18 protein-coding genes and 1 tRNA gene are annotated in these 23961 nt (G+C 69.4%); 7 read left to right on the forward strand and 12 right to left on the reverse strand.

The genetic code is table 11. The features are described from left to right. Positions 1 to 114 precede the first annotated feature (114 nt). Positions 115 to 3630, reverse strand: a complete 3516-nt coding sequence (gene mfd / locus NAMU_RS22385) for a transcription-repair coupling factor (RefSeq protein ID WP_083786064.1) — start codon at positions 3628 to 3630, stop codon at positions 115 to 117. 175 nt (positions 3631 to 3805) lie between these two features. Between mfd and NAMU_RS22390 the strand changes: the two genes are divergently transcribed. From NAMU_RS22390 to NAMU_RS22405, 4 genes are all read left to right on the forward strand, one after another. Continuing rightward, positions 3806 to 3876 (forward strand) — tRNA-Gln (locus tag NAMU_RS22390). Positions 3877 to 4056: 180 nt separating this feature from the next. Next, positions 4057 to 5568, forward strand: coding sequence for a bifunctional UDP-N-acetylglucosamine diphosphorylase/glucosamine-1-phosphate N-acetyltransferase GlmU (gene glmU, locus NAMU_RS22395; protein ID WP_015749620.1), 1512 nt, complete (start codon positions 4057 to 4059; stop codon positions 5566 to 5568). A 58-nt stretch (positions 5569 to 5626) separates the two neighbouring features. After that, positions 5627 to 6601: a ribose-phosphate diphosphokinase gene (locus NAMU_RS22400; RefSeq protein WP_015749621.1), complete on the forward strand. Its 975-nt coding sequence runs from the start codon at positions 5627 to 5629 to the stop codon at positions 6599 to 6601. A 3-nt stretch (positions 6602 to 6604) separates the two neighbouring features. Beyond that, positions 6605 to 6955 (forward strand): hypothetical protein, encoded by a 351-nt coding sequence (locus tag NAMU_RS22405; protein WP_015749622.1) that lies wholly within the window; start codon positions 6605 to 6607, stop codon positions 6953 to 6955. Here NAMU_RS22405 and NAMU_RS22410 read toward each other — a convergent pair. Beyond that, positions 6928 to 8025, reverse strand: a complete 1098-nt coding sequence (locus NAMU_RS22410; RefSeq protein WP_015749623.1) for an LCP family protein — start codon at positions 8023 to 8025, stop codon at positions 6928 to 6930. The two genes, NAMU_RS22405 and NAMU_RS22410, sit on opposite strands and share 28 nt — an antisense overlap. A 780-nt stretch (positions 8026 to 8805) precedes the next feature. Here NAMU_RS22410 and NAMU_RS22415 point away from each other — a divergent pair. From NAMU_RS22415 to NAMU_RS22425, 3 genes are read left to right on the forward strand one after another with little or no spacing between them, the layout of a single operon-like run. Beyond that, positions 8806 to 10185 carry a DUF6421 family protein gene (locus NAMU_RS22415; RefSeq protein ID WP_138180848.1) on the forward strand — a complete coding sequence of 460 codons (1380 nt, stop codon included), beginning with the start codon at positions 8806 to 8808 and terminating at the stop codon, positions 10183 to 10185. Between the two features lie 42 nt (positions 10186 to 10227). Continuing rightward, entirely contained in the window at positions 10228 to 10947 is a 720-nt protein-coding gene (locus NAMU_RS22420; RefSeq protein WP_015749625.1) for an SDR family NAD(P)-dependent oxidoreductase, read from the forward strand. Then, positions 10919 to 12028: a threonine aldolase family protein gene (locus NAMU_RS22425; RefSeq protein WP_015749626.1), complete on the forward strand. Its 1110-nt coding sequence runs from the start codon at positions 10919 to 10921 to the stop codon at positions 12026 to 12028. The genes NAMU_RS22420 and NAMU_RS22425 overlap by 29 nt, the downstream gene beginning before the upstream one ends. 115 nt (positions 12029 to 12143) lie before the next feature. On the opposite strand, the gene NAMU_RS27770 is transcribed toward NAMU_RS22425, so the two are convergent. From NAMU_RS27770 to iolC, 10 genes are all read right to left on the reverse strand, one after another. Beyond that, positions 12144 to 12851 carry a M23 family metallopeptidase gene (locus NAMU_RS27770; protein ID WP_015749627.1) on the reverse strand — a complete coding sequence of 236 codons (708 nt, stop codon included), beginning with the start codon at positions 12849 to 12851 and terminating at the stop codon, positions 12144 to 12146. A 5-nt stretch (positions 12852 to 12856) separates the two neighbouring features. Next, positions 12857 to 13864, reverse strand: coding sequence for a Gfo/Idh/MocA family oxidoreductase (locus tag NAMU_RS22435; protein ID WP_015749628.1), 1008 nt, complete (start codon positions 13862 to 13864; stop codon positions 12857 to 12859). A gap of 129 nt (positions 13865 to 13993) precedes the next feature. Beyond that, the gene (locus NAMU_RS22440; protein WP_015749629.1) at positions 13994 to 14818 is read right to left on the reverse strand and encodes an ATP-binding cassette domain-containing protein; all 825 of its coding nucleotides are present in this window, start codon (positions 14816 to 14818) and stop codon (positions 13994 to 13996) included. Positions 14819 to 14825: 7 nt separating this feature from the next. Then, a complete protein-coding gene (locus tag NAMU_RS22445) occupies positions 14826 to 15818 on the reverse strand; it encodes an ABC transporter permease (RefSeq protein WP_322785898.1) in 993 nt (330 codons plus the stop codon). Positions 15819 to 15960: 142 nt separating this feature from the next. Continuing rightward, complete coding sequence (locus NAMU_RS22450; protein ID WP_015749631.1) at positions 15961 to 16974, reverse strand: substrate-binding domain-containing protein; 1014 nt, start codon at positions 16972 to 16974, stop codon at positions 15961 to 15963. 477 nt (positions 16975 to 17451) lie between these two features. Next, complete coding sequence (locus NAMU_RS22460; protein ID WP_015749632.1) at positions 17452 to 19014, reverse strand: CoA-acylating methylmalonate-semialdehyde dehydrogenase; 1563 nt, start codon at positions 19012 to 19014, stop codon at positions 17452 to 17454. 150 nt (positions 19015 to 19164) lie between these two features. Further along, positions 19165 to 21078 carry a 3D-(3,5/4)-trihydroxycyclohexane-1,2-dione acylhydrolase (decyclizing) gene (iolD, locus tag NAMU_RS22465; protein ID WP_015749633.1) on the reverse strand — a complete coding sequence of 638 codons (1914 nt, stop codon included), beginning with the start codon at positions 21076 to 21078 and terminating at the stop codon, positions 19165 to 19167. Next, positions 21075 to 22010, reverse strand: a complete 936-nt coding sequence (gene iolB / locus NAMU_RS22470) for a 5-deoxy-glucuronate isomerase (protein WP_015749634.1) — start codon at positions 22008 to 22010, stop codon at positions 21075 to 21077. Before iolB ends, iolD begins: the two co-directional genes overlap by 4 nt. 5 nt (positions 22011 to 22015) lie before the next feature. Further along, on the reverse strand, positions 22016 to 22951 hold the full coding sequence (locus tag NAMU_RS22475) for a Cgl0159 family (beta/alpha)8-fold protein (protein ID WP_015749635.1): 936 nt from the start codon (positions 22949 to 22951) through the stop codon (positions 22016 to 22018). Next, complete coding sequence (gene iolC, locus NAMU_RS22480) at positions 22944 to 23897, reverse strand: 5-dehydro-2-deoxygluconokinase (RefSeq protein WP_015749636.1); 954 nt, start codon at positions 23895 to 23897, stop codon at positions 22944 to 22946. The genes NAMU_RS22475 and iolC overlap by 8 nt, the downstream gene beginning before the upstream one ends. Positions 23898 to 23961: the final 64 nt, after the last annotated feature.

A 23961-nucleotide genomic window follows, 5' to 3' on the forward strand; every position in this document is an offset into this window, starting at 1 on the left:
CGGCACAGGCCGCACACCTCCCGCTCCCACTTCACCGCCCGCAGGCGTAGCGAGCGGGGCCAGCTGGGATCCGACCGACGACGACCGGCTTCCTCGATCAACATCCTCGACGCGTCAGCGCGCTGACGCACCCGCAGGCACCGGCGCGATGTCCTCGAGCACCCGGCCCAGGTACGTCAGCAGCTCCCGATCCCGCAGCGCCGCCGCCCCGATCCGGCCGCCCGCGGTGGGCGGCTTCAGCGTCAGCACCGACGCCGCCGCCCGGTACTTGGACCCCGGGTACAGCCGGGCCATCCGCAGCTGCCCCGACTCGGGCAACACGATCGGCGCGATCCGCAGCCCCGGCGGCCCCAACGTCACCTCGGTCACCCCCACCGACCGGCACACCTGCCGGAACTCGGCCACCGCGAGCAGGTTCTCCACCTGTTCGGGGATCGGCCCGTACCGGTCCGTCAGCTCGTCCCGCACCGCCGCCACCTCCTCCTTCGACGCCACCCCGGCGATCCGCCGGTACGCGTCCAGCCGCAGCCGCTCGGCCGGGATGTACTCGTGCGGCACGTTGGCGTCGATCGGCAGGTCGACCCGCACCTCGACCGGCTCCTCCTGCAACTCCTCACCGGCGGCCGCGGCGGCCTTCTTGAACGCCGTCACCGCCTCCCCGACCAGCCGCACATACAGATCGAACCCCACCCCGGCGATGTGCCCGCTCTGCTCGGCACCCAGGATCGACCCGGCCCCGCGGATCTCCAGATCCTTCATCGCCACCGCCATCCCCGCCCCCAGATCCGAGTTCTGCGCGATCGTGGCCAGCCGGTCGTGCGCTGTCTCGGTCAACGGCTTCTCCCCCGGATACAGGAAGTACGCGTACCCGCGCTCCCGACCCCGGCCCACCCGGCCCCGGAGCTGGTGCATCTGCGACAGGCCCAGCACCTCCGCGTGATCCACGATCAACGTGTTCGCGTTCGAAATGTCCAGGCCGGTCTCCACGATGGTCGTGCACAGCAGCACGTCCCATTCGCGGGCCCAGAACCCATCGATGATCTTCTCCAACCGGTCCTCGTTCATCTGCCCGTGCGCCACCGCGATCCGCGCCTCCGGCACCGCTTCCCGGAGCCGGCGGGCCACCGACTCGATGTCGGCGACCCGGTTGTGCACGTAGAACACCTGACCCTCGCGCAGCAACTCCCGCCGGATCGCCGCCGCCACCAGCTTCTCGTCATACGCGCCGACATACGTCAGGATCGGATGCCGCTCCTCCGGCGGCGTCGCGATCGTCGACATCTCCCGGATCCCGGCCAGGCTCATCTCCAACGTCCGCGGAATCGGCGTCGCCGACATCGTCAGCATGTCCACGTGCGCCCGCAACGCGGTGATGTGCTCCTTGTGCTCCACGCCGAACCGCTGCTCCTCGTCCACCACCACCAGACCAAGGTCCTTGTAGCGGATCGACGGCTGCAGCAGCCGGTGGGTGCCGATGACGATGTCCACCGACCCGTCGGCCAACCCCTTGACGGTCTGCGCCGCCTGCTCGTTGGACGTGAACCGCGACAACCCACGCACCGTCACCGGGAACGCCGACATCCGCTCCGAGAAGGTGGACAGATGCTGCTGCGCGAGCAGCGTCGTCGGCACCAGGATCACCACCTGCTTGCCGTCCTGCACCGCCTTGAACGCCGCCCGCACCGCGATCTCCGTCTTGCCGTACCCCACGTCGCCGGAGATCACCCGGTCCATCGGCACCGCCCGCTCCATGTCCGCCTTGACCTCGTCGATCGCCGCGAGCTGATCATGCGTCTCGGTGTAGGGAAAGGCGTCCTCGAGCTCGCGCTGCCACGGGGTGTCCGGCGCAAACGCGTGCCCAGGTGCGGAGGCCCGCGCCGCGTACACCTGGACCAGCTTGGCCGCGATCTGCCGGACGGCCTTACGGGCCCGGCCCTTGGTCTTGGCCCAGTCGGCACCACCCAGCTTGTTCAGCGTCGGCACCTCGCCCCCGACATAGCGGGAGAGCTGGTCCAGGGCGTCGGTGGGCACGAACAGCCGGTCGCCGGGCTGGTTGCGCTTGCTCGGGGCGTACTCGACGACCAGGTACTCACGGGTGGCGCCGCCCGAAGTGCGCTGCACCATGTCGACGTACTTGCCGATGCCGTGCTGCGAATGCACGACGTAGTCGCCGGGTTTGAGCGCGAGCGGGTCGACCGCGTTGCGCCGACGCGCCGGGAGCCGGGCCGCCGCGGCCTCCGGATTCACGCCCGTCGAGCCGGTCAGATCGGCCTCGGTCAGCACGGCCAGGCCCGATTCGCGCAGTACGAACCCGTGCTCGAGGCGCCCGCAGGTCACGGTGACGACGTCACTGCGCGGCGGTTCGGTCAGCTGCTCGGCCACCACGACGCCCATGTCGGCCTCGGCCAGCCGCTCCCCTGCCCGGGCGGCGGTGCCGGCCCCGGCCACCACCACCACGGTCGATCCGCCTGCGGCCTGCCGCTCCCGGGCGTCGTGGATCGCGGACGCCAGCTCGCCCCGATAGGCGGGTGCGCCCAGCACGGCCGGGCTGTCCGACTCCTGCAGCGCCTCCCCGGACTCGAAGGAGGCCACCCGCCAGATCGGCAGCTCGGCGTCCCGAACGACGTCGAGAACCTCGGCCAGCGACCGGTAAGCCGACGACCCGAGGTCGATCGGCGCCCGGCCGCCGGTGGCCGCCGCCATCCAGGATGCGGCCAAAAACTCCTCCCCGGTCCGGACCAGGTCCGCGGCCCGGGTCCGGATGCGCTCCGGATCGGCCAGCACCACGTGCGTGCCGGGCCGGACCAGGTTGGGCAGCAGCTCGAGATCGTCCCCGACCAGTACCGGGATGAGCGATTCCATCCCCTCCACGGTGATGCCGTTGGCCAGGTTGTCCAGCATCTGGGCCAGGGTCGGATCGCCGGTCTGCTGGGCGGACAGCTGCGCGGCGCGCTCCCGCACCTCGGCCGTCAGCAGGATCTCCCGGCAGGGCGGGGCCACGACCTGCTCGACCGCACCCAGGGACCGCTGGTCGGTGACCCCGAAAGTGCGCAAATCGGAAATCTCGTCACCCCAGAACTCGACCCGTATCGGATGGTCGGCGGTGGGCGGGAAGATGTCCAGAATGCCGCCGCGGACCGCGATTTCGCCACGCTTCTCGACCATGTCGACCCGGCCGTAGGCCAGCGAGACCAGCCGGTCGACCAGCTCGGTCAGGTCAACTTCCTGGCCCACCCGCAGGGTCACCGGCGCCATCTCGCCCAGATGCGGAGCCATTGGCTGGATCATCGACCGGATCGTGGCCACCACCACCGCGGGGTAACCGCCCGGGTGTTCCTCCGGGTGCGCAAGACGGCGCAGGGTGGCCAGCCGGCGGCCGACGGTGTCCGCGCGGGGCGAGAGCCGCTCGTGCGGCAGGGTCTCCCACGACGGGAACAGGGCCACCCGGTCGTCGCCGATCAGGTCACCGATCGAGGCGACCGCGGCTTCAGCCTCCCGGCCGGTCGCGGTCACCAGCAACACCGGCACGCCGGCGTCCGGGTAGCCGGCGGCCAGGGTCCCCACCACGAACGGACGAATGGCGGGGGGACCCGTCACCCGATGGGTGATCGACCCCGTGGCTTCGTTCATCGCGGCGAAGAAAGGGTCCGCCGATACCGCCGCCAGCAGACCACGCAGGGAACCCGAGCTCACGACCACTCCAGACCACGCCAAAAGCCCCTCGCCGAGGCGACGAGGGGTTGTCAGGACAGGCTACGCCGAGCACCGGTCAAGGACGGACCGCGTGAGAGGATGGCCACTGCGATCCGCCGTGGTGTAACGGCAGCACCTTGGATTTTGGTTCCAATGGTCCAGGTTCGAATCCTGGCGGCGGAGCGCCCGAGCAGGTCCGGGGCCGCCCAGTGACGCGCGGCGTGTGGTCAGGTGGCTGACGAGCCCGGACTACCATCGGGCAGGTACCTCGCCGCGGCGGTGGAACGCCGGCGAGAACATTGTCGGACCCGTCGTCGACCAGGCCACCACAGCCGCGAAGCCGTTTCGCAGGAGGAATGAGCCGTGCCCCCCAGGCCAGCCGACCCCACCACCAGCTCCGCCGCCACTGCCTCGGGCATCGCCGCGGTCATCGTGCTGGCGGCCGGGCAAGGCACCCGGATGCGCTCCCGCAAGCCCAAGGTGCTGCACGAACTGGCCGGAAAGCCGCTCATCTGGCACGCCCTGAGCTGCGCGGCCGCCCTGCGGCCGACCGCGCTAGTGGCCGTGCTGGGTCACGGGCGCGACGACGTCGGCGGCTACCTGACCGGCGCGGACGACCTGCCCACGATCACCACCGCGGTGCAGGACGAGCAGAAGGGCACCGGCCACGCGTGCGCGTGCGCGCTGGAGGTGACCGGCCCGCTGTCGGGCACCGTCATCGTGACCTATGGCGACGTGCCGCTGCTGCAGACCGCGACCTTGCAGGCCCTGGCCGACACCCACGCGAGCAGCGGCAATGCGGTCACCGTGCTGACCGCCACCGTCGACAACCCGACCGGCTACGGCCGGATCATCCGCGACGAGGGTGGCAATCTGCTCGGCATCGTCGAGCAGAAGGACGCCGACGAGGCCCAGCGGGCAATCCGGGAGATCAACTCCGGCGTCTACGCCTTCGACGGTGCCGTGCTGACCGACGGCCTATCCCGGCTGTCCGACGCCAACGCCGCCGGCGAGCGGTACCTGACCGACGTCGTCGGCATCGCCCAGGGCGACGGCCGCCGGGTGGGCAGCCTGCACGCCGCCGATCCGGTGGAGACCGAAGGGGTCAACGACCGGGTCCAGCTGGCCGAGATGGCCCGGGTGCTCAACGCCCGCCTGGTCCGCCGGGCCCAGTTGGCCGGCGTCACCATTCACGACCCGGCGACCACCTGGATCCATGCCGATGTCACCATCGGCACGGACACCGAGATCCTGCCCGGCACCCAGTTGCGGGCCGGCACCTCGATCGGCCAGGGCTGCTCCATCGGCCCGGACACCACACTGACCACCTGCACCGTCGCCGACGGCGCCTCCGTGGTCCGCTCGCATGCCGAGCAGGCGACCATCGGTGCCGGCGCCAGCGTCGGCCCGTTCAGCTACCTGCGCCCGGGGGCAGTGCTGCAGGAGCGCACCAAGGCCGGTGCGTTCGTCGAGATCAAGAAGTCCACCGTCGGGGCCGGTTCCAAGGTTCCGCACCTTTCTTATATCGGGGACACCACCATCGGCGCCGGGGTCAACATCGGCGCGGGCACCATCACCGCCAACTACGACGGTGACCACAAGTACCCGACCGTGATCGGCGACCAGGTGTTCGTCGGCAGCGATTCCACACTGGTCGCGCCGGTCACCCTGGGCGACGGCGCCTACGTGGCCGCCGGGTCCACCATCACCGGCGATCTGGGCCCCGGCGCCCTGGGCGTGGCCCGCGGCCGCCAGCACGTCGCCGCCGGCTGGGTGCTGCGCAAACGCGTCGGCACCCGGGCCGCTGCGGTCGCCCAGGCCGCGCTGGCCGACGAACCTGTCCAGCTCCCCACCCGGGACGAGCCGACCACATGAGCGTCCCGAGCAGCACCGCCCCGAGCATCATCGCCAAGGCCCAAGGAGATCGTCCGGCGTGAACTCTCTGTCGATCACCACCCGCAAGAGCCTGATGCTCTTCTCCGGTCGCGCCTACCCGGAGCTGGCCGAAGAGGTGGGCAAATACCTCGACGTCAGCGTCACCCCGCAGTCGGCGTACGACTTCGCCAACGGCGAGATCTTCGTGCGGTTCGAGGAGTCGGTCCGCGGCAGCGACGCCTTCCTCATCCAGTCCTGCGGCGTCCCCATCAACACCTGGGTGATGGAGACGCTGATCATGATCGACGCACTCAAGCGAGCGTCGGCCAAGCGGATCACGGTCGTGCTGCCCTTCTATCCCTATGCCCGGCAGGACAAGAAGCACCGCGGTCGCGAGCCGATCTCCGCCCGGCTGATCGCCGACCTGCTGCGCACCGCCGGCGCGCAGCGGCTGATGACCGTCGATCTGCACACCGATCAGATCCAGGGCTTCTTCGACGGCCCGGTCGACCACCTGTTCGCGCAGCCGCTGCTGACCGGCTACGTGGGCGCGCGCTATATCGGCGACAACCTGACCGTCGTCTCCCCCGACTCCGGCCGCGTCCGCACCGCCGAGCGCTGGGCCGACCGGCTCGGCGGGGCGCCGATCGCCTTCATCCACAAGACCCGCGACCCCAGCCGGCCCAACCAGGTCGTCGCCAACCGGGTGGTCGGTGACGTCGCCGACCGCACCTGCATCGTCGTCGACGACATGATCGACACCGGCGGCACGATCTCCAAGGCCGTCAAGCAGGTGCTGGAGGCCGGCGCCAAGAAAGTCATCGTGGCCGCCACCCACGGCGTCCTCTCCGACCCGGCGGCCGAACGGCTGGCCAACTCGGGCGCGGTCGAGGTGGTCCTGACCAATACCCTGGACATCCCGCCCGCGCACCAGTTCGAGCAGCTCACGGTGCTCTCGATCGCCCCGCTCATCGCCAAGGCCATTCACGAGGTCTTCGAGGACGGCTCGGTCACCTCGCTGTTCGACAGCTGATCATTGAACGTTCCGGACTCGTGGCGGTGGTGGGTCGACCCGCTGCTGCACGAGGAGCCTGGGGCGTCGATCCTCGCCCTCGTGGCGCTGGCGCTGATGGTGGTCGGCGCGATCGGCACGATCCGCACCGGCCGCTGGTCCAGCCGAGGCATCCTGCTGGTCGGCGCGGTGCTCTGGCCGCTGCCCGATCAGTCCTGGCAGGGCCCGGTGGTCGCTGCCCTGGGAGGTGGGCACGGCATTCATCTGACCGATCTGCTCAGCGTCGTGGCCGGCGTCATCGCCATCCTTCCCTGGCCCAGGCGGCGCCGCCGGGATGACGGGACCGGTCAGCCGACCCCGGCGGGGATCGGCTGATCGGCGATCAGCGCATCGAAGTAGGCGTTGATCCCGGCGCCGGCCCGCAGCCCGTCGGTCCCGGAATCGGGCACCGTCGGGACGGTGTAGTCGTTCACCTGGGCGTCCCCCGTGCCGCGCAGCGCGACGGCCAGCTCGGCCAGGTCGGACACGGTCACATTGTCGGTGACCGCGTTGTCGATGATCGTGTGCAGCGTGCTGTTGAGCCGAGCGGGGTCGCCGACCAGGTCGCTGCTGATGGCCTTCGCCAGCATGGCGCTGAGCAGTTGCTGCTGACGGCCGATTCGGCCCAAGTCACCGGTGGGATCGCCGGCCACCCGACGGGCCCGGACCAGCGCCAGCGCCTGGTCGCCATTGACCAGGCGGGTACCGCCGGCGTCGATGATGGTCTTCCCGTTGTCGACGACCGGCCCGGGGAAGGTCATGGTGACGCCACCCATGGCGTCCACGATCTTCTTGAAGCCTTCGAAGTTGAACACGATCAGTCGATCGATCCGCACGCCGGTCAGCGCCTGCACGGCCTTGATCGTGCAAGTCGGGCCGCCGACCGCGTAGGCATTGGTGATCTTCCATTCCGAGTACGGGTTGTCGAAGTCCCGATCGGACAGGCTGCCGCTGGAGTAGTCCCAGGCCTTGCAGGTGGGGGCGGTAATCATCAGATCACGAGGAATGGAGACCAGGTCGACACGCTGCCGGTCCGCGGAGACGTGCGCGATCATGATGACGTCGGACTGTGAGGTGCCGGTGCCGGGCGCGGTCTGGCTCGGCGGCCGGGTGTCCAGTCCGAGGATGAGGATGTTCTCGGCCGCCCCCGCGGTGTCCCCGGGGTCGGCTGTGCCGTCGGACTGCGCGGCCGCTGCGGACACGGGCGCAGTGCGGATGTTGGGGTCATCGGGGTACAGCGCCGCCACGGCGTTGCTCTGCAACTGATCGTCCGCCTGGCCCAGCAGCCACCATGCGGTGCCGCTGGCCGCCATGACCACCACCGCCAGCCCCGCCACCAGCGCGCGTCCCACCGCGACGGCCGACCGACTGATCCGCCGGGGTCGCCCTCCCTCGTTCACCGCCATGACTCTCACTCTACGTGTGCATTCAGACCTCCCTATCCCTCGATATGACGATCACGGTGCCCTTTCGAGTGACGCAGCTAGCGATCCCGCCACCCTCGGTGTCGAACCCGTCGCGGCCGAGGGGGTCTGATCATCGGGTGGCGTCACTCACGACCTACGCCCCTATGGTCAATTGACCGCAAGACTTCCTGTTGTTAGCCTGATGAGAAAGAAATTCTTGTTTCGGATTGCGGCGAGGAGGGCGAGACGATGAGCGCGTTTCCCAGCGTGATGGTGACGGCCGGCGACCACGATCCGGCCGCGGACGGCATTGCCGGTCGGGCGCGCACGGTCCTGGCCCACCACGGTTACCGGCTCGTCGAGGACGCGGCGGCGGCCGATGTCGTGGTGGCCACCGGGCCGTCGGCCGCGACGGCCATGCTGAGCGCCGCGACCACCGGGCTGGTTTTGATCGGCACGACCTGGCCGGCCCCCGTGGCCGACGTCCTCACGGTCGCCGGGATCGAGCCCGATCGCACCCTGGGCGAGGGCATGGGCAGCGCCGGCTCCCTCCAGGCCGCCGGCCCGGCGCCCGAGATGGCCGGCGTCGACCTGCTGGCCCGGGTCGACCCGGTCACGCTGACCGCGACCGGCACGCTCGCGGTGCGCAGCCCGGCCTTCCCGTTGCTGCACTCGATCGGCGACTCCGGTCGGGTCGTGGCCGCCGGATCTGACGACGGCAACCGTAGGGTCGTCGTGCTGGCGATCCAGCCCGGTTCCGGGCCGTCGGCCGACGAGCTGTTGTTCAATGCGGTCACCTACGCGGCCGGTCGTGCGTCGACCGCTCGTTCGGCGACCCGCTCGGCCGCGACGAGCCGAACCGCCGACCATCCCGCGTGGCAGCGACTCAAGGCCGCCGTCGGCGACCTGCAGGCCGTGCAGGCGACCGACGGGGCGATTCCGGACGCCCTGGCGCACGACGCGGCCCGGGCCGCCGTCGGCGTGATCACCGATGCCGTCGTCGAACTGGCGCCTCGGTTCCCGCACGACGCGGACTACCTGGCCGCCCTGGTCAAGGACCTCACCCGCTGGCAGGACAGTAGTTTCGCGGTGCCGGACTTCCTGGACTCACTGGTGGCGTTCCACCCCGAGCGCGACCGCACCGACGGACGCGAGCACCTCGTCCTCTTCCCGATGTACACCCAGAACGGCAGTCCCGACCGGCACCTGGAAGCCGTTCTCGTCCAGGTGATCTGGCCGGACTTCATCGCCGATCTGCAGGCCGGCGACTACTCCAACCAGCTGTACGTGCCGATCCGCTTCCTGGACTTCACTGCCGGTTACGACACCAACTCCGCGGTGCTGTTTCCGGAGACGGTGGCCATGCGAGAGGTCCCCAAGTTCACCTGGGGCGCCATCTTCGCCGACCGGGAGGCCGCTCGGTTCCGCCGGGTGGTGACCGCGGCCGCCGAGATCACCAGCCTGGCCATGCCTCCGGACGCCGCCCGACTCCTGGTCGACCAGCAACTGACCGAGCAGACGTTCGTGATGTGGGATCTCATCCACGACCGCACGCACATGCACGGGGATCTGCCCTTCGATCCGTTCATGATCAAGCAGCGGATGCCCTACTTCCTGTACTCGTTGGAAGAACTGCGCTGCGACCTGACCGCGTTCCGGGAGTCAGTCGCCCTGGAGCAGCAGGGAGTTCCGCACGCCCGCCTGGTCCAGTACGCGATCCTGTTCGACCGCATCTTCCGCTTCCCGATCACCGGCAGCCGGGTCCGCAACTACGACGGGCTGGGCGGGCAGCTGCTCTTCGCCTGGTTGCACCAGCACGACGTGCTGCACTGGACCGACAACCGGCTCTCCATCGAATGGGACCGGGTGGCCGAGCAGGTGCTCGATCTCGGCCGGCAGATCGAGGATCTCTACTGGCGATCGATCGATCGGCCCAAGGTGAACCACTGGCTGGCCGCCTACCGGTTGGTGTCGGCCACGCTGGAGCCGCATCCGGCCTCGGTGTGGGCCCGTGGGGCCGACGGGCTGGCCCTGGACGGCCCGCCCAAGGGGTTGACCGACGCCGTGCTGCCCGACGAGTTCCCGCTGTCGATGTTCTACGAAGCGCTCTCGCGCAAGCTGGCCCCGGTCATCGCGTCCACCAAAGGCATCACCGGGTGATGCCGGCGCATCCTTGCGGCCCTCGGCCCTAGAATCCGGCCGATGACTATTGATCTGCGCGAACTGGTGGTCGTGGTGACCGGCGCGACCGGTCCCGCCGGTGGTGCCGCCTGCTCCGCGTTGCGCGCGGCCGGGGCCACCGTGGTCGCCGTCGGGCATTCGCCGAGCCGGCTGGCTGCGCTGGCCGACATCGTGCCCGGCTTGCTGACCGAGTCGGTGGACCTGGCCGATCTTGACGCGGTCACCGCGCTCGCCGCCCGGGTGCGCAAGGGACAGGGTCGGGTCGACGGGTTGGTCCATCTGGTCGGCGGCTACCGGGGTGGCGACAGCTTCACCGCCAACAGTGAAGCGGACTGGCAGTTCCTCTCGTCGGGACTGATCGACACCTTGCGCCACGTCACGCTGGCCTTCCACGACGATCTGATCTCCGCGCCGGCCGGCCGGGTCGCCATCGTCAGCGCCCGCGCCGCGGGCAAGCCGTCGGCCGGGTCGGCGAACTACGCCGCCGCGAAGGCCGCCGCCGAGGCGTGGATGCTGGCCCTGGCCGACTCGTTCCGCTCCGCCACGGCGGCATCGCCGGACGGCGCGGCGGCGGTCATCTTCGTGATCAAGGCGCTGGTCACCGAGCAGATGCGCGCCCAGTCCCCGCAACGCCGATTCCCCGGCTTCACCGACGTGACCGACCTGGCGGACCGTATCGTCGAGCTGTGGGCGGCCGACGCACCGGATCTCAATGCCGCCCGTATCACCCTCGACCTCTGATCCCGACCTCGAAAGTTGCTCTGACGTGGATACTCTGCACGATCCGAACCGGCGCGGTTTCGCGTCCGACAACTACGCCGGTGCGCACCCGGAGGTCCTGGCGGCGATCGCCGCGGCCAACGGGGGGCACCAGATCTCCTACGGCGAGGACGTGTACACCGCACGGCTGCACGAGGTCCTGGTCGGCCATCTGGGTGAGGGCATCGAGGTGTTCCCGGTCTTCAACGGCACCGGCGCGAACGTCATTGCCCTGCAATCAGTTTCGCCTCGCTGGGGAGCGGTCATCTGCAGCGCGACCGCACACATCCACAATGACGAGAACGGCGCTCCGGAGCGGATCGGCGGGCTGAAGCTGCTGGCCGTCCCGACCCCGGACGGCAAGCTGACCCCGGAGCTGATCGACCAGCAGGCGCACGGGCGCGGCGACGAGCACCGGGCCCAGCCGTTGGTCGTCTCCATCACCCAGACCACCGAGATGGGCACCTGCTACACGCCGGCGGAGATCCGGGCGATTGCCGACCACGTGCACGAGTTGGGGATGGCGCTGCACGTCGACGGCTCCCGGATCGCCAACGCGGCCGCGACCCTGGATCTGCCGCTGCGCGCATTCCTCACCGACGCCGGCGTGGACATCCTCTCCTTCGGCGGGACCAAGAACGGTCTGCTGTTCGGCGAGGCCGTCGTCGCCCTGCGGCCCGAGGTGGCCCCCGGGCTGATCTACCTGCGCAAGATGAACATGCAGCTGGCGTCGAAGATGCGGTTCGTGTCCGCACAACTCATCGCCCTGCTGGAGGGCGATCTGTGGCTGCGGTCGGCAAGCCACGCCAACGCGATGGCGGCCCGGCTGGCCGCCGCGGTCGGCGAGGTGCCCGGGGTCCGGATCACCCAGCCGGTCCAGGCGAACGCGGTCTTCGCCGTGTTGGATCGCGACGTGGCCAACCGGTTGCGCGAGCGTTTCCGCTTCTACGACTGGGATCCGGCCACCGGTGAGGTTCGCTGGATGTGCGCGTTCGACACCACCGAGACCGACGTCGACGCCTTCGTCGCGGCGCTGATCGAGGAGTCGCGCGCGGCTGCGTGAGGCGCGTCGGTCGCCGATGATCCGCTCTCATCCTGCTGTTGATCATGGGAAGAATGCCGTTCTGACGCGGGCATAACGGCCTTCTTCCCATGATCAACAGCAGGTGGCGGGGGCTCTACGAGGTCGCGTTACCCGAGACGTAGGTCCCGCCTTCGGCCGGCACCCCGTTGGGATCCTGGGCGAGCACGTCCGGGTCGGTGAACGAGATCGGCAGCGACGTGGTGTACCAGTCGGCCCGGACGGTCTGCTCGACCTGGAAGTGCAGGTGTGGCACACAGCCGGTGAGCCCGGTCCGCCCGGAGAGCCCCAGTTGTTCGCCCCGCACGACCGGCTCCCCCGTCCTGGCCTTGGTCAGGATCTGCGGGTCCACTTCGCTCAGGTGCAGGTACAGCGCCGAGGTGCCGTCGCCGTGGTCGATCCGCACCAGATTGGTCTGGTTTCCCATGCTGTCACTCACCAGATAGCCCGGAGGCTGGTCAGCGACCGGCGCCAGCCCGCCACAGTGGTCCGCGGGCCAACTGCCGACCGCCAGCCCGACGATCCCACCACGGGCGGCCACCACAGGCGTACCCTCCGGCAGGTCGAAATCCCAGGCGTGCTGGCCGTCCTCGTCCCGGTGGCTGCCACACCCCGAGGAACACGCACCCCACTGGTCCACGATCAACGGCCCCTGCAGCACCGCGAAACTGCTGCCGCCCGGCCACGGCAGCAGGTAAGAGGTGTCGGGCCGGGAATCGGACCCGCAGGAGACGAGAAGGCCGGCCAGGAGCACCCCCGCCAGGGCGGCTCCCGACCGGCGCCAGCGCGCTCCGGCTCCGATCACCGACGTCAGGCGTACAGATCGGGCTGATCGCCGAGGTCGACGGCCACCCGCTCGCCCGAGTGCAGGGCTTCGACGGCCGCATCCGAGACCACCGCAGCGGCATAGCCGTCCCAGCTGCTCGGGCCGAAGGTTCCGCCGTCGCGCACCGCGTCGATCCACTCCTGGAACTCGACGTCGTACGCGCCGATGAACCGCTCCCGCCAGTCGGCGGGAACCTCATCGGCGACCAGGTTGTTGCGGCGCAGGGTGACCGGGCCGCCTGCGCCCAGCGAGGCGGTGCCGGTCTCACCGACGACCTCACCACGGATGTCGTAGCCGTAGCGGATGTTCACGTTCGTCTCGATGTCGACCAGGGCGCCGCCGGCCATCTCCAGCAGGATGAACAGCGGGTCCTCCAGTTCGCCGCCCAGGCTGTTCTTGCGCGGCTTGAACACCCGGACACCGATGATCTCGTCACCGAGAAGCCATCGGCTCACGTCGATGTCGTGCACCGCCGTGTCGGTGATGGCCATCTCCCGGGTGTAATGACCGGGCACGCTCGGGTTGCGGTGGGTCGAATGCAGCATGGTCGGGGTGCCGATGTCGCCGGAGTCGATGACCGCCTTGAGGGCACGGTAGGCGGCGTCGTAGCGGCGCATGTAGCCCACCTGCACCAGACGGCGGCCGAACGCCACCTCCGCATCGATGATGCGCCGGCACGCCGCCTGCGTGGTGGCCAGGGGCTTTTCGCAGAACACCGGCTTGCTGGCCGCGATCGCGGCCAGCACGTACTCCTCGTGGGTGGGGCCCCAGGAACAGACCACGACCGCGTCCACAGCCCGATCGTCGATCAGTTCCTGCCCGGTGCCGTGGGCGGTGGCGCCGCCGGGCACCGAGCCGGCGACCCTCTTAGCCTCGTCCAGGTTGACGTCGGTGACCGCAGTGACGGCGGCCCCGGCCAGCACGGTGGTGAGCCGGCGGATGTGGTCCTTGCCGATCATGCCGACACCGATCACACCGACATTGACAGTCACAAGGTGGTTCCTTCCTCGGAAAACCGGAACAGCGGGTGGTGCCGCCGCTGGGAGCGCCGGAAGCGCCGGAGACGTTGTCGAACAACGCATCCGGCGCTCCGGCAGCACCTCGGGGCCGCGATCACGGCGTCAGCGTTGGGTGGCTTGCAGCTCGTGGCTCAGTTCGGCGAGCTCGCGGCCGCCGGCCATCTCGGCCGTCAATTCCTCCAGCGTCACCTCGCTGCGGTGCTTGTCCAGCACACACCGGCCGAGCTTGAGGATGATGAAGTGGTTGCCGACCAGGTAGGCGTGGTGCGGGTTGTGGGTGATGAACACGACGCCCAGGCCGGCGTCGCGGGCCGCGGCGGTGTACTTGAGCACCACCCCGGACTGCTTGACCCCCAGCGCCGCGGTCGGCTCGTCCAGGATCAGCACCCGGGCCCCGAAGTACACGGCGCGGGCGATCGCCACGCACTGCCGCTGGCCGCCGGACAGGGTACCGATCGGCTGGTTGATGTCCTTGACCGTGATGCCCATCTTCTTGAGCTCAGTGTCGGCGATCTCCCGCATTTCCTTGATCTTCAGCGGGGCCAGCGGCCAGTTCCCGGCCCGCAGTTCGGATCCGAGGAAGAAGTTGCGCCACACCTCCATCAGCCCGACGACGGCCAGATCCTGGTAGACGGTGGCGATGCCGTGATCCAACGATTCCCGGGGCGAGGAGAAATGCACCTCCTTCCCGTCGACCTTCAACGAACCCTCGGTGTGTCCGTGCAGCCCAGACATGATCTTGATCAGGGTGGACTTGCCGGCACCGTTGTCGCCGAGCACGCACGTCACCTCACCGGCCCCGACGGACAGATTGATCCCGGACAGCGCCCGGATCGCCCCGTAAGACTTGCCGACCTGGTTCATCTCGATCAGCGGCTCACCCTTGCGCAGGGTCGGGTCCGCGTGATCGCTCAGTGTGTCAGTCATGGTTGGCTCAGGCCTTCCGACTCGTGGCGTACTTCTTGACCGAGAGATTCACGGCGACGGCGAGCAACAGCATCACGCCAAGGAAGGCCTTGAACCAGTTCGGGTCCCACCCGGCGAAAACGATGCCCTGCTGGGTCATGCCGAAGATGAACGCGCCCAGGGCGGTGCCCACGGCGGAGCCGTACCCACCGGTCAGCAGCGTGCCGCCCACCACCGCTGCGATGATGAACAGGAATTCCTGCCCCACACCGCCGCCGGCCTGGATCGTGTTGAACGCGAACAATTGGTGCATGCCCGAGAACCAGGCCAGGAAACCGACACCCATGAACAGGCCGATCTTCACCCTGTTCACCGGGACGCCGACAGCCCGGGCGCTGGCCGCGTTGCCACCCACCGCGAAGATCCAGTTGCCGATCCGGGTGCGGTTCAGAATCCAGGTCGCCAGCAGGACGAACAGGAACCACCAGATGACGGTGATCTTGACCTCGACCCCGAAGATGGTGAAGGACGAGGAGAAGAGCGCCTTGGCCGAGGGGAAACCCTCCATGTCGGAAACGTTCTCGGTCGACACAGCCCCCGTCACCAGCTTCGTCACACCCAGATTGACGCCCTGCAGCGCGAAGAACGTGCCCAGCGTGATCAGGAACGACGGAATTCCGGTCCTGACCACCAGGTAACCATTGATGAACCCGACGAACAGCGAGAAGATCATCGCCAGAATGACGCCGACCCACAGGTTCAGGTTGAATTGGTAGGACAGCATGGCGGCTGTCAACGCATAGGTCACCACCGCGACACCGGCGGAGAGGTCGAACTCGCCGCCGATCATCAGCAGACCGACCCCAACGGCAACGATCCCGATCAACGAGGATGCGTACAGGATGGTGGCGAGCGCCTCCGGCGACCGGAACGCCGGGGCGACCGCGAAGAAGAAGATGTAGATCACGACGGCCGCAATCAGCGCGCCGATCTCCGGGCGCGTGAGCAACCGGGTCAACAAGGTGGGCGACGACGACGGCGGCTGTGCCGCGGCCGCGGGCGACGACGACGCCGCCGGGGTCCTGCTCGGAGACTGACTCACGACGTGCTCCCTAGCTGGGTGGTCCGAGGGGGGGTTGGATCGCTCTGCCGACGCACCGTGATCATCGGGTGTTGTTGGCGACGTAGGTCATGATGTCGGCGATATTGCTGCTGTCCACGAAGGAGGGGCCGGTCAGGACCGGAAGTCCACCACCCAGATCGTTCCGGTTGGTCAGATAGAACCACAGCGAGTCCACTGCCATGTAGCCCTGAAGCCAGGGCTGTTGATCGACCGAGAATTCGATCTTGCCGTCCTGGATCTGCTTCGCCACGTCGGCATTGAGGTCGAAGGTGACGAGTTTGGCCGAGCTTCCGGCATCGCTGATCGACTGCTGAGCAGCCAGTGCGTAGGAGGCACCCAGCGCGACCACGTAGTCGATCGACGGATCCTGCTGCAGCTTCGCGCCGATCGTCGAGGTGACGGACGGGATGTCGGTTCCGTCGACCTGGATGTTCTCGGTCCCGGGCGCATTGGCCTTGACGCCCGCGCACCTGGCCTCCAACGAGACCGAGCCCTGCTCCTGAATCACACACAGGGGGTGCTTGGCACCGGAGTCGGCGATCCGCTTCCCGACTGCCTCGCCGGCCACTGTCTCATCGGAGCCGAAGTACATGATCGCGCCGAGCTGCTTGTACTGGTCGATGCCGGCATTGAGGCCGACCACCGGGATGCCGGCATTGGTGGCGGACGCCATCGCGCCTTCCATCGCGGCCGGGTTCACGAAGGTGGTGGCGATGCCATCGACCTTGCTGTCCACGGCGTTCTGGACCAGAGTGGCCTGACCGGGCGCGGTGGGGTCGGCCGAGTACTTCAAGTCGACGTTGTCCTTGGCCGCCGCCACCTTGGCACCGGCCTGGACCTTGTCCCAGAACGAATCACCAGGGGCTTGATGGGTGACCATCGAGATCGTCAGCCGGGGGGTGTCGGCCACGGCGCCGCCACCCGCTGCCGCAGCGGCGGAGGCGGCAGCCGCATCGGCGGCTCGCTTGCCGCCGGTGGCGCTACAGGCGGTGAGCGCGAGCAGGCCGACCGCCGCGACGGCGGTCAGCCCGACGGCCTTGTTTCGAATCGTCATCGATTCGGGTCCTTTCGTTGCGGGACACCGAGTCCCAGGGGATGCGATGGCTAAGGCCGGTTCCCGTGAGGGTCGGCCGGGTCGAGGGGCGATCAGGAGGAGCCAGGATCGATGATGATTCTCGAGCGGCTCGACACGGGACCCGGGCTGCCGCGCCGGGCGGCCCGCCGGCCGCCGACATCGTCGCGGGAACCGGTCGGGGTGGTGACCGGCAGCCCATCCAACGGGAGTTGACTTCCCGTCATCGGTGTGGCGCCCATCAGGTCCTCCGTTGGCGATCCGCTTCGATCGAACGTGATCAGCGTGGCCTGCGCCACTAGAAAAGTCAATACTTTGTTCTGACATTCTGACGTCTTGCCCACTCGTGATCGGACCCCGGGCGAGGTGCCCCGAGCGGCCCGGCTCGACCGGCCGATGGGTCGCCGGGGTCGCCGAGGTTCCGGCCCCGCACGGGTGCCGGAACGGGCGTGTGGGACGTCAGATGTTCTGGGGGAAACCGAGGTTCAGGCCGCCATGGCTGGGGTCGAGCCAGCGGGTGGTGATGACCTTGCCGCGGGTGTAGAAGTGGAAGCCCTCGGTGCCGTGGGCGTGGGTGTCGCCGAACAGCGATGCTTTCCACCCGCCGAAGCTGTAGTAGCCGACGGGGACGGGCACGGGCACGTTGATGCCGACCATGCCGACCTGGACCTCGTTCTGGAAGCGGCGGGCGGCGCCGCCGTCGTTGGTGAAGATCGCGGTGCCGTTGCCGTACGGGTTGCTGTTGATCAGGTCCAGACCCTGGTCGTAGGAGTCCACCCGCACCACGCTGAGTACCGGCCCGAAGATCTCGTCGGTGTAGATGCTCATGTCGGGGGTGACCCGGTCGAACAGGGTTGGGCCGAGCCAGAACCCGTCGGCCGCGCCGTCGAAGTGCTGGTTCGGGTTGCTGACCCGGCCGTCGATGACCAGTTCGGCGCCGGCATCGACCCCGGCCTGGACGTAGCCGGCGACCTTGTCCCGGTGCGCGCCGGTGACCAGTGGTCCCATGTCGCAGCCGCGGCGCCCGTCGCCGGTGCGCAGGGTGGCGACCCGTTCACCGATCTTGGCGATCAGCTCGTCGGCCACCGCGTCCACCACCACCAACGCCGAGATGGCCATGCACCGTTCGCCGGCCGAGCCGAAGCCGGCGTTCACCGCGGCGTCGGCGGCCAGGTCCAGGTCGGCATCGGGCAGCACCAGCATGTGGTTCTTGGCCCCGCCCAGGGCCTGCACCCGTTTGCCGTTGTCGGTGCCGGTGGCGTACACGTACTGGGCGATCGGCGTGCTGCCGACGAAGCTGATCGCCTTGACCCGCGAATCGGTCAGGAGCGCGTCCACCGCGACCTTGTCGCCGTGGAGCACGGTGAACACCCCATCGGGCAGGCCGGCCTCCTTCCACAGGTCGGCCAGCCAGTTCGCCGTCGAGGGGTCCTTCTCGCTCGGTTTGAGGACCACCGTGTTGCCGGCGGCGATCGCGATCGGGAAGAACCACATCGGCACCATCGCCGGGAAGTTGAACGGGGAGATGATTCCGACGACGCCCAGTGGCTGCCGGATCGAGGAGACGTCGACCTTGGTCGAGGCGTTCTCGGTCAGGCTGCCCTTGAGCAAATGGGCCAGGCCGCAGGCCAGCTCGACGATCTCCTGGCCCCGGGTGATCTCGCCCAGGGCGTCCGAGAGGACCTTGCCGTGCTCGCTGGTGATAATCTCGGCGGCCTCGTGCTTGCGGGCGTTGAGCAGCTCGCGGAACCGGAACAGGATCTGGGTGCGCCGGGCCAACGAGGTGTCCCGCCACCCCGGGAACGCCGCGGCCGCCGAGGCGATCACCGCGTCCGCGTCGGCCTCCGAGGCCAACGCGACCTGCTTGGTGACCTGGCCGGTGGCCGGGTCGTACACCGGCGCGGTGCGGGACGAGGTGCCGGCGAAGGGGGCCCCGTCCTTCCAGTGCGGCAGCACCCCGCCGGTCCCCCGTACCTGCTCGGCCGCGGCCGGAACCGCCTCAGGATCGCTGATCGTCGTCATGGCGCATGACATCCTTTCGGGACTGCCCACGCGGATTCAGCTACCCCCGCGCGGATGAAGTCGTTGACTGTGGTCACTGCTGTCACATTTGGTGCGAGTTGATCCGCGCCGGGGTAGTTGATCCGCGCGGGAAGCCGGGTGGGGGCACGGCTACAGGTAGGGCTTCTGGTCGGCGCGGGACTTCTCGTAGCGGATCCGGGCGTCCTGGGTGAAGTCCAGTGTGGAGACCTGCGCGACGGGCACGTCCCACCAGCCGTCGCCCTTGGGCGAGTGGAACTCCAGGTCGGTGTCCACGTGGACCAGGCACGGCTCGTCGCCGGCCTTCGCCGCGGCCAGCGCATCCTTGAGCTCGGCGAGGGTCCTCGTCCGGTAGACCGTGACACCCATGGACTCGGCGTTCAGGGCCAGGTCGACCGGCAGCTTCCCGCCGTCCAGCCGGCCCGATTCGGCGTTGCGGTACCGGTACTTGGTGCCGAACCGCTGCACCCCCAGCGACTGGGCCAGCGCGCCGATCGAGGCGTACCCATGGTTCTGCAAGAGCACCACGATGATCTTGATGCCCTCCTGCACCGCGGTCACCAGCTCGGTCGGCATCATCAGGTACGAGCCGTCGCCGACGGTGACGAACACGTCCCGCTCCGGGGCGGCCAGCTTGATCCCGATCGCTCCCGGAATCTCGTAGCCCATGCACGAGTACCCGTACTCGACGTGATACCCCTTGCGTTCCCGGGTGCGCCACATGCCGTGCAGATCGCCGGGCAGCGAACCGGCCGCGCAGACCACCACGTCGGTCGGCTCCATGGCCGCCTCGACCGCGCCGAGAACCTCGGCCTGGGCCAGGAACTCGTGGGTCTCGCCGTACCCGCTGTGGTGAGAGGCCACCACCTCGTCGTCCCACGCCTTGGCCCGGGCGGTGACCTCCGCCTGGAACTCCGGTCCGGACGAGTACCCCGACAGGGCCTGAGCCAACGCCGGCAGCGCCCGCTTCGCGTCGGCCACCACCGGGTACCCGGCCAGCTTGAACGCGTCCAACCCGGCCACGTTGATGTTCACGAACCGCACATCCGGGTGCTGCCAGATCGTCTTCGACCCGGTGGTGAAATCGCTGTACCGGGTGCCGATCCCGATCACCACGTCGGCCCGGCGGGCGAAGTGGTTGGCCGCCGGGGAACCGGTCGCGCCGATCGCGCCCAGGTTCAGCGGGTGGTCGAACGGCAACGATCCCTTGCCGGCCTGGGTCTCGCTGATCGGGATGCCGGTCGCCTCCACGAACGCCCGCAGCTCGTCGTTGGCCTCCGCGTAGGTGACCCCGCCCCCGGACACGATCAGCGGCGCCTTGGCGTTGCGGATGATCTGCGCGGCGGCGGCGATCACCTCGGGCTCGGGCACCGGACGGCCGATCCGCCAGACCCGCTCGGCGAACAGCTCCACCGGCCAGTCGAACGCCTCGGCCTGCACGTCCTCCGGCAGGGCCAGCGTCACCGCCCCCGTCTCCGCCGGATCGGTCAGCACCCGCATCGCGCCCAGCAGGGCCGCCGGCAACTGCTCGGGCCGCCACACCCGGTCGAAGAACTTGCTCAGCGGCCGGAACGCGTCGTTGACCGAGACGTCGTACCCGAAAGGCTGTTCCAGCTCCTGCAGGACCGGCGAGGCCACCCGGGTGGCGAAGATGTCGCTGGCCAGCAGCAGCACCGGCAACCGGTTGATGGTGGCCAGCGCGGCCCCGGTCAGCATGTTCGACGAGCCCGGGCCGACCGACGCGGTCACTGCGAACGTCTCCAGCCGGTCCTTCTGCCGGGCGTACCCGACCGCAATGTGCACCATCGCCTGCTCGTTGCGACCCTGGTGATAGGGCAGCAGCTCCGGCTCCGCCAGCTCGGCCTGCAGCAGCGCCTGCCCCAGACCGGCCACGTTGCCGTGCCCGAAGATGCCGAAGCAGCCGGCGAACAGCTTGCGCCGCACACCGTCCCGCTCGCTGTACTGATTGCCCAGGAACTTCACGACCGCCTGCCCGACGGTCAGTCGGACGGTCTGTCCCGCGTGCGACGCTGCTGCGCTGGTCACCGTGGTTCTCCTGCTTCCTGCTCGGGGGCCGTGTAGAAGGGCAGTCGGGGATCGGTCGGCCGGTCCGCCCAGGTGGCGCGGACCCAGCCGTGGTGGGGGTCGTCGCTGATGCCCCAGGCCCGCTCCTGGCCGGGGCCGGCCATCACGTTCAGGTAGTACATGTGGTGCGAGGGAGCGGCGATCGACGGGCCGTGCCAGCCGTGCGGCACCAGGACCGTGTCCCGCTCGGTGACCTCCGCCAGGAGCTCGACCGGCCGTTCGGCGGTGCCGTAGACCCGCTGGTAGCCAACGGGTGTGGCCGCCCGTGCGGCCGCTGCCGAGGCCGGTGCGGCGGAGGCGAAGCGGAAGTAGTAGATCTCCTCCAGCTCGGTCTCCGAACCGTCGATGCCGCCGGCCTCGTCGTGCTTGTGCGGCGGATAGGACGACCAGTTGGACGCCGGCGTGAGCACCTCGGTGGCCAGCAAATTGACGCATTCCAGGCCGGCGCCCATGCCGAAGTTGTTGACCTGCCGGGTGTGCGAGCCACTGCCGCGCAGCGACACGTCCACCCCGGCGGCCGGCTGGTATCGAAAGGGCAACGCCCGGTCGGCCCGCGCGCCGCACAGGGCGATCTCGCCGGCTCGGGTGCCGGTCAGCGTCACGGCGGAGTCGATGGGCAGGTAGGCGGTGTCGGTGACGGCGGTGAACACGCCGGCCCGTCCGGCCAGCGTGAGGGTCTGCCCGCCAAGGGTGACGTCGACGCCACCGGTCAGCGGCAGCACGATCCACTCGCTGTCGCCGGTGCCGAACTCGACGTGCTGGCCCTCGTCCAGGGTGATCACCCGCAGGCTGGAGTACCCCCAACCGGCCGTCTCGGGCGTGATCACCAGGTCCCAGATCCCGTCGGCCGTCGAGCCGGCCGGCCGGTACAGCCCGTCCCTGTCCTGGATCATGCCCGTCACCGGACCATCGACGCAGCCGTGTCGACCGCGGCCGCCACGTCGTCGTCGGCGGGGCAGAGCAGGGTGCGGCCGACAACCAGACCCCGGACCGAGGGTAGGGCCAACGCGGCTCGCCAGGAAGCGTAGGTCTCCTCCGGACTGGTGTCCGGGTCGCCGCCGAGCAGCAGGGTGGGCAGCGTGGTCGAGTCCATCACCCGGTCCATCTCCGGCACCACCGGCAGCTTCATCCAGGTGTAGGCCGACGTCCGGCCCAGCGCGCTGCAGACGCCGACCGACTTGATGACCGCGTCGGCCGACAGGTCGTTGCGGACCTTGCCGTCGACCCGGGAGGACCAGAACGGTTCGACCATGGCAGCCAGGCCGCGCTCGGCCAACTCGTTGACCGCCCGCGCGGTCTGCTCCATGGTCGCCGCGGTGCCCGGATCGTCCAGAGCGATGCGGGTCAGAGTCTTGCCCCCGTTGAGCCGCATGTCGGCGATACCCCGTGCGTCGTACCCGGTGAACCGGTCGTCGAGCTCGAACACGCTGCCCTGCAAGCCGCCTCGGTTCATCGACCCGAACACGACCTTGCCCTCCAGGGCGCCCAGCAGCAGCAGGTCCTCCAGGATGTCCGGGCTGGCCAGCAGGCCGTCGACACCCGGCCTAGACAAGGCGATCTCGAGCCGCTCCAGCAGCTGGATGCGGTTGCCCATGGCCAGCGGCCGGTGGCCGACACCGTTGGCGCCGCGGGCCGCATGGTCGGCGGCGATGATCATCAACCGGCCGTCGCCGTCGGCCAGGCCCCGAGTGGTCCGCGCGTCGGCGGCCCGCTTGATCGCGCCCGGATCCTGCACCCGGATCTCGGTCAGCGCCCGGTACCGCTCGACGTTCGTCGACCCCGACACCGGGGCGGGTGCCGTGGCCGTAATCGTCGTCGTGGTCGCCTCAGGCATGAGCCACCTCCGCGATCAGCGCCTGCACCTCGGCGGTGGTGGGCATGGCCGTCGAGCATTCGCGCCGCGTGGCCACGATGGCCCCGGCGGCGTTGCCGAACCGCAGGATGGTCTCCAGATCCCAACCGGAGAGCAACCCGTGACAGACGGCGCCACCGAAACTGTCGCCCGCGCCCAACCCGTTGACCACCGCCACCGGGGTCGGCGGAACCTCGACGACCTGATCCTTGGTCATGCCCAGCACGCCCTTGGGACCCTGCTTGACGATGGCCAGCTCGACCCCGGCGTCCAGCAGCGCCCGCGCCGCGCGCCGGGGCTCGGTCTCGCCCACCGCGATCTCGCATTCCTCCTTGTTCCCGATGGCCACCGTGACGTGCGGCAACGCGGCCCGCACCTGCGCCGAGGCGGTCTGCGGATCGCTCCAGAACATCGGCCGGTAGTCCAGGTCGAGCACGGTGAGCGGGCGGCGGGCCCGGGCCGTCCAGGCGGCGTGGTGGGCCGACCGGCTGGGTTCGGCGGACAGCCCGGTGACCGTGGCCCAGAAGATGTCGGCGTCCGCGATCGCGGTCAGATCGAGCTCGTCGGGCCTGATCACCAGGTCGGGAGCGATCGGCAACCGGTAGAACAGCAGCGGGAAGTGGTCCGGCGGGTACATCTCGCAGAACGTCACCGGCGTCAGCAGGTCGGCCACCTCGGTGATGTAGACGTCGTCGACGTTCATCTCGCGCAGGGCCCGGTGCACGAACCGGCCGAACGCGTCCGGGCCGGTGCGCGAGATCAGCGCCGTCCGCCGGCCGTGCTTGGCCGCGGCGATGGCCACATTCCCGGCGCTACCCCCGACGGACTTGCTGAACGTCTGGACGTCTTCCAGTCCGACGTTGTCCTGCAAGGGATACAGGTCGACGCCGACCCGTCCCATGGTCACCACTTCGAAATGCTGAGCCACTGCCAAGTTCCTTCCGTCCTGCACGCGTGGGTGACGCGTCGGGTCACGCGGGGCCGGCCCGGTG

The organism is Nakamurella multipartita DSM 44233, assembly GCF_000024365.1.
Classification (GTDB): Bacteria; Actinomycetota; Actinomycetes; order Mycobacteriales; family Nakamurellaceae; genus Nakamurella; species Nakamurella multipartita.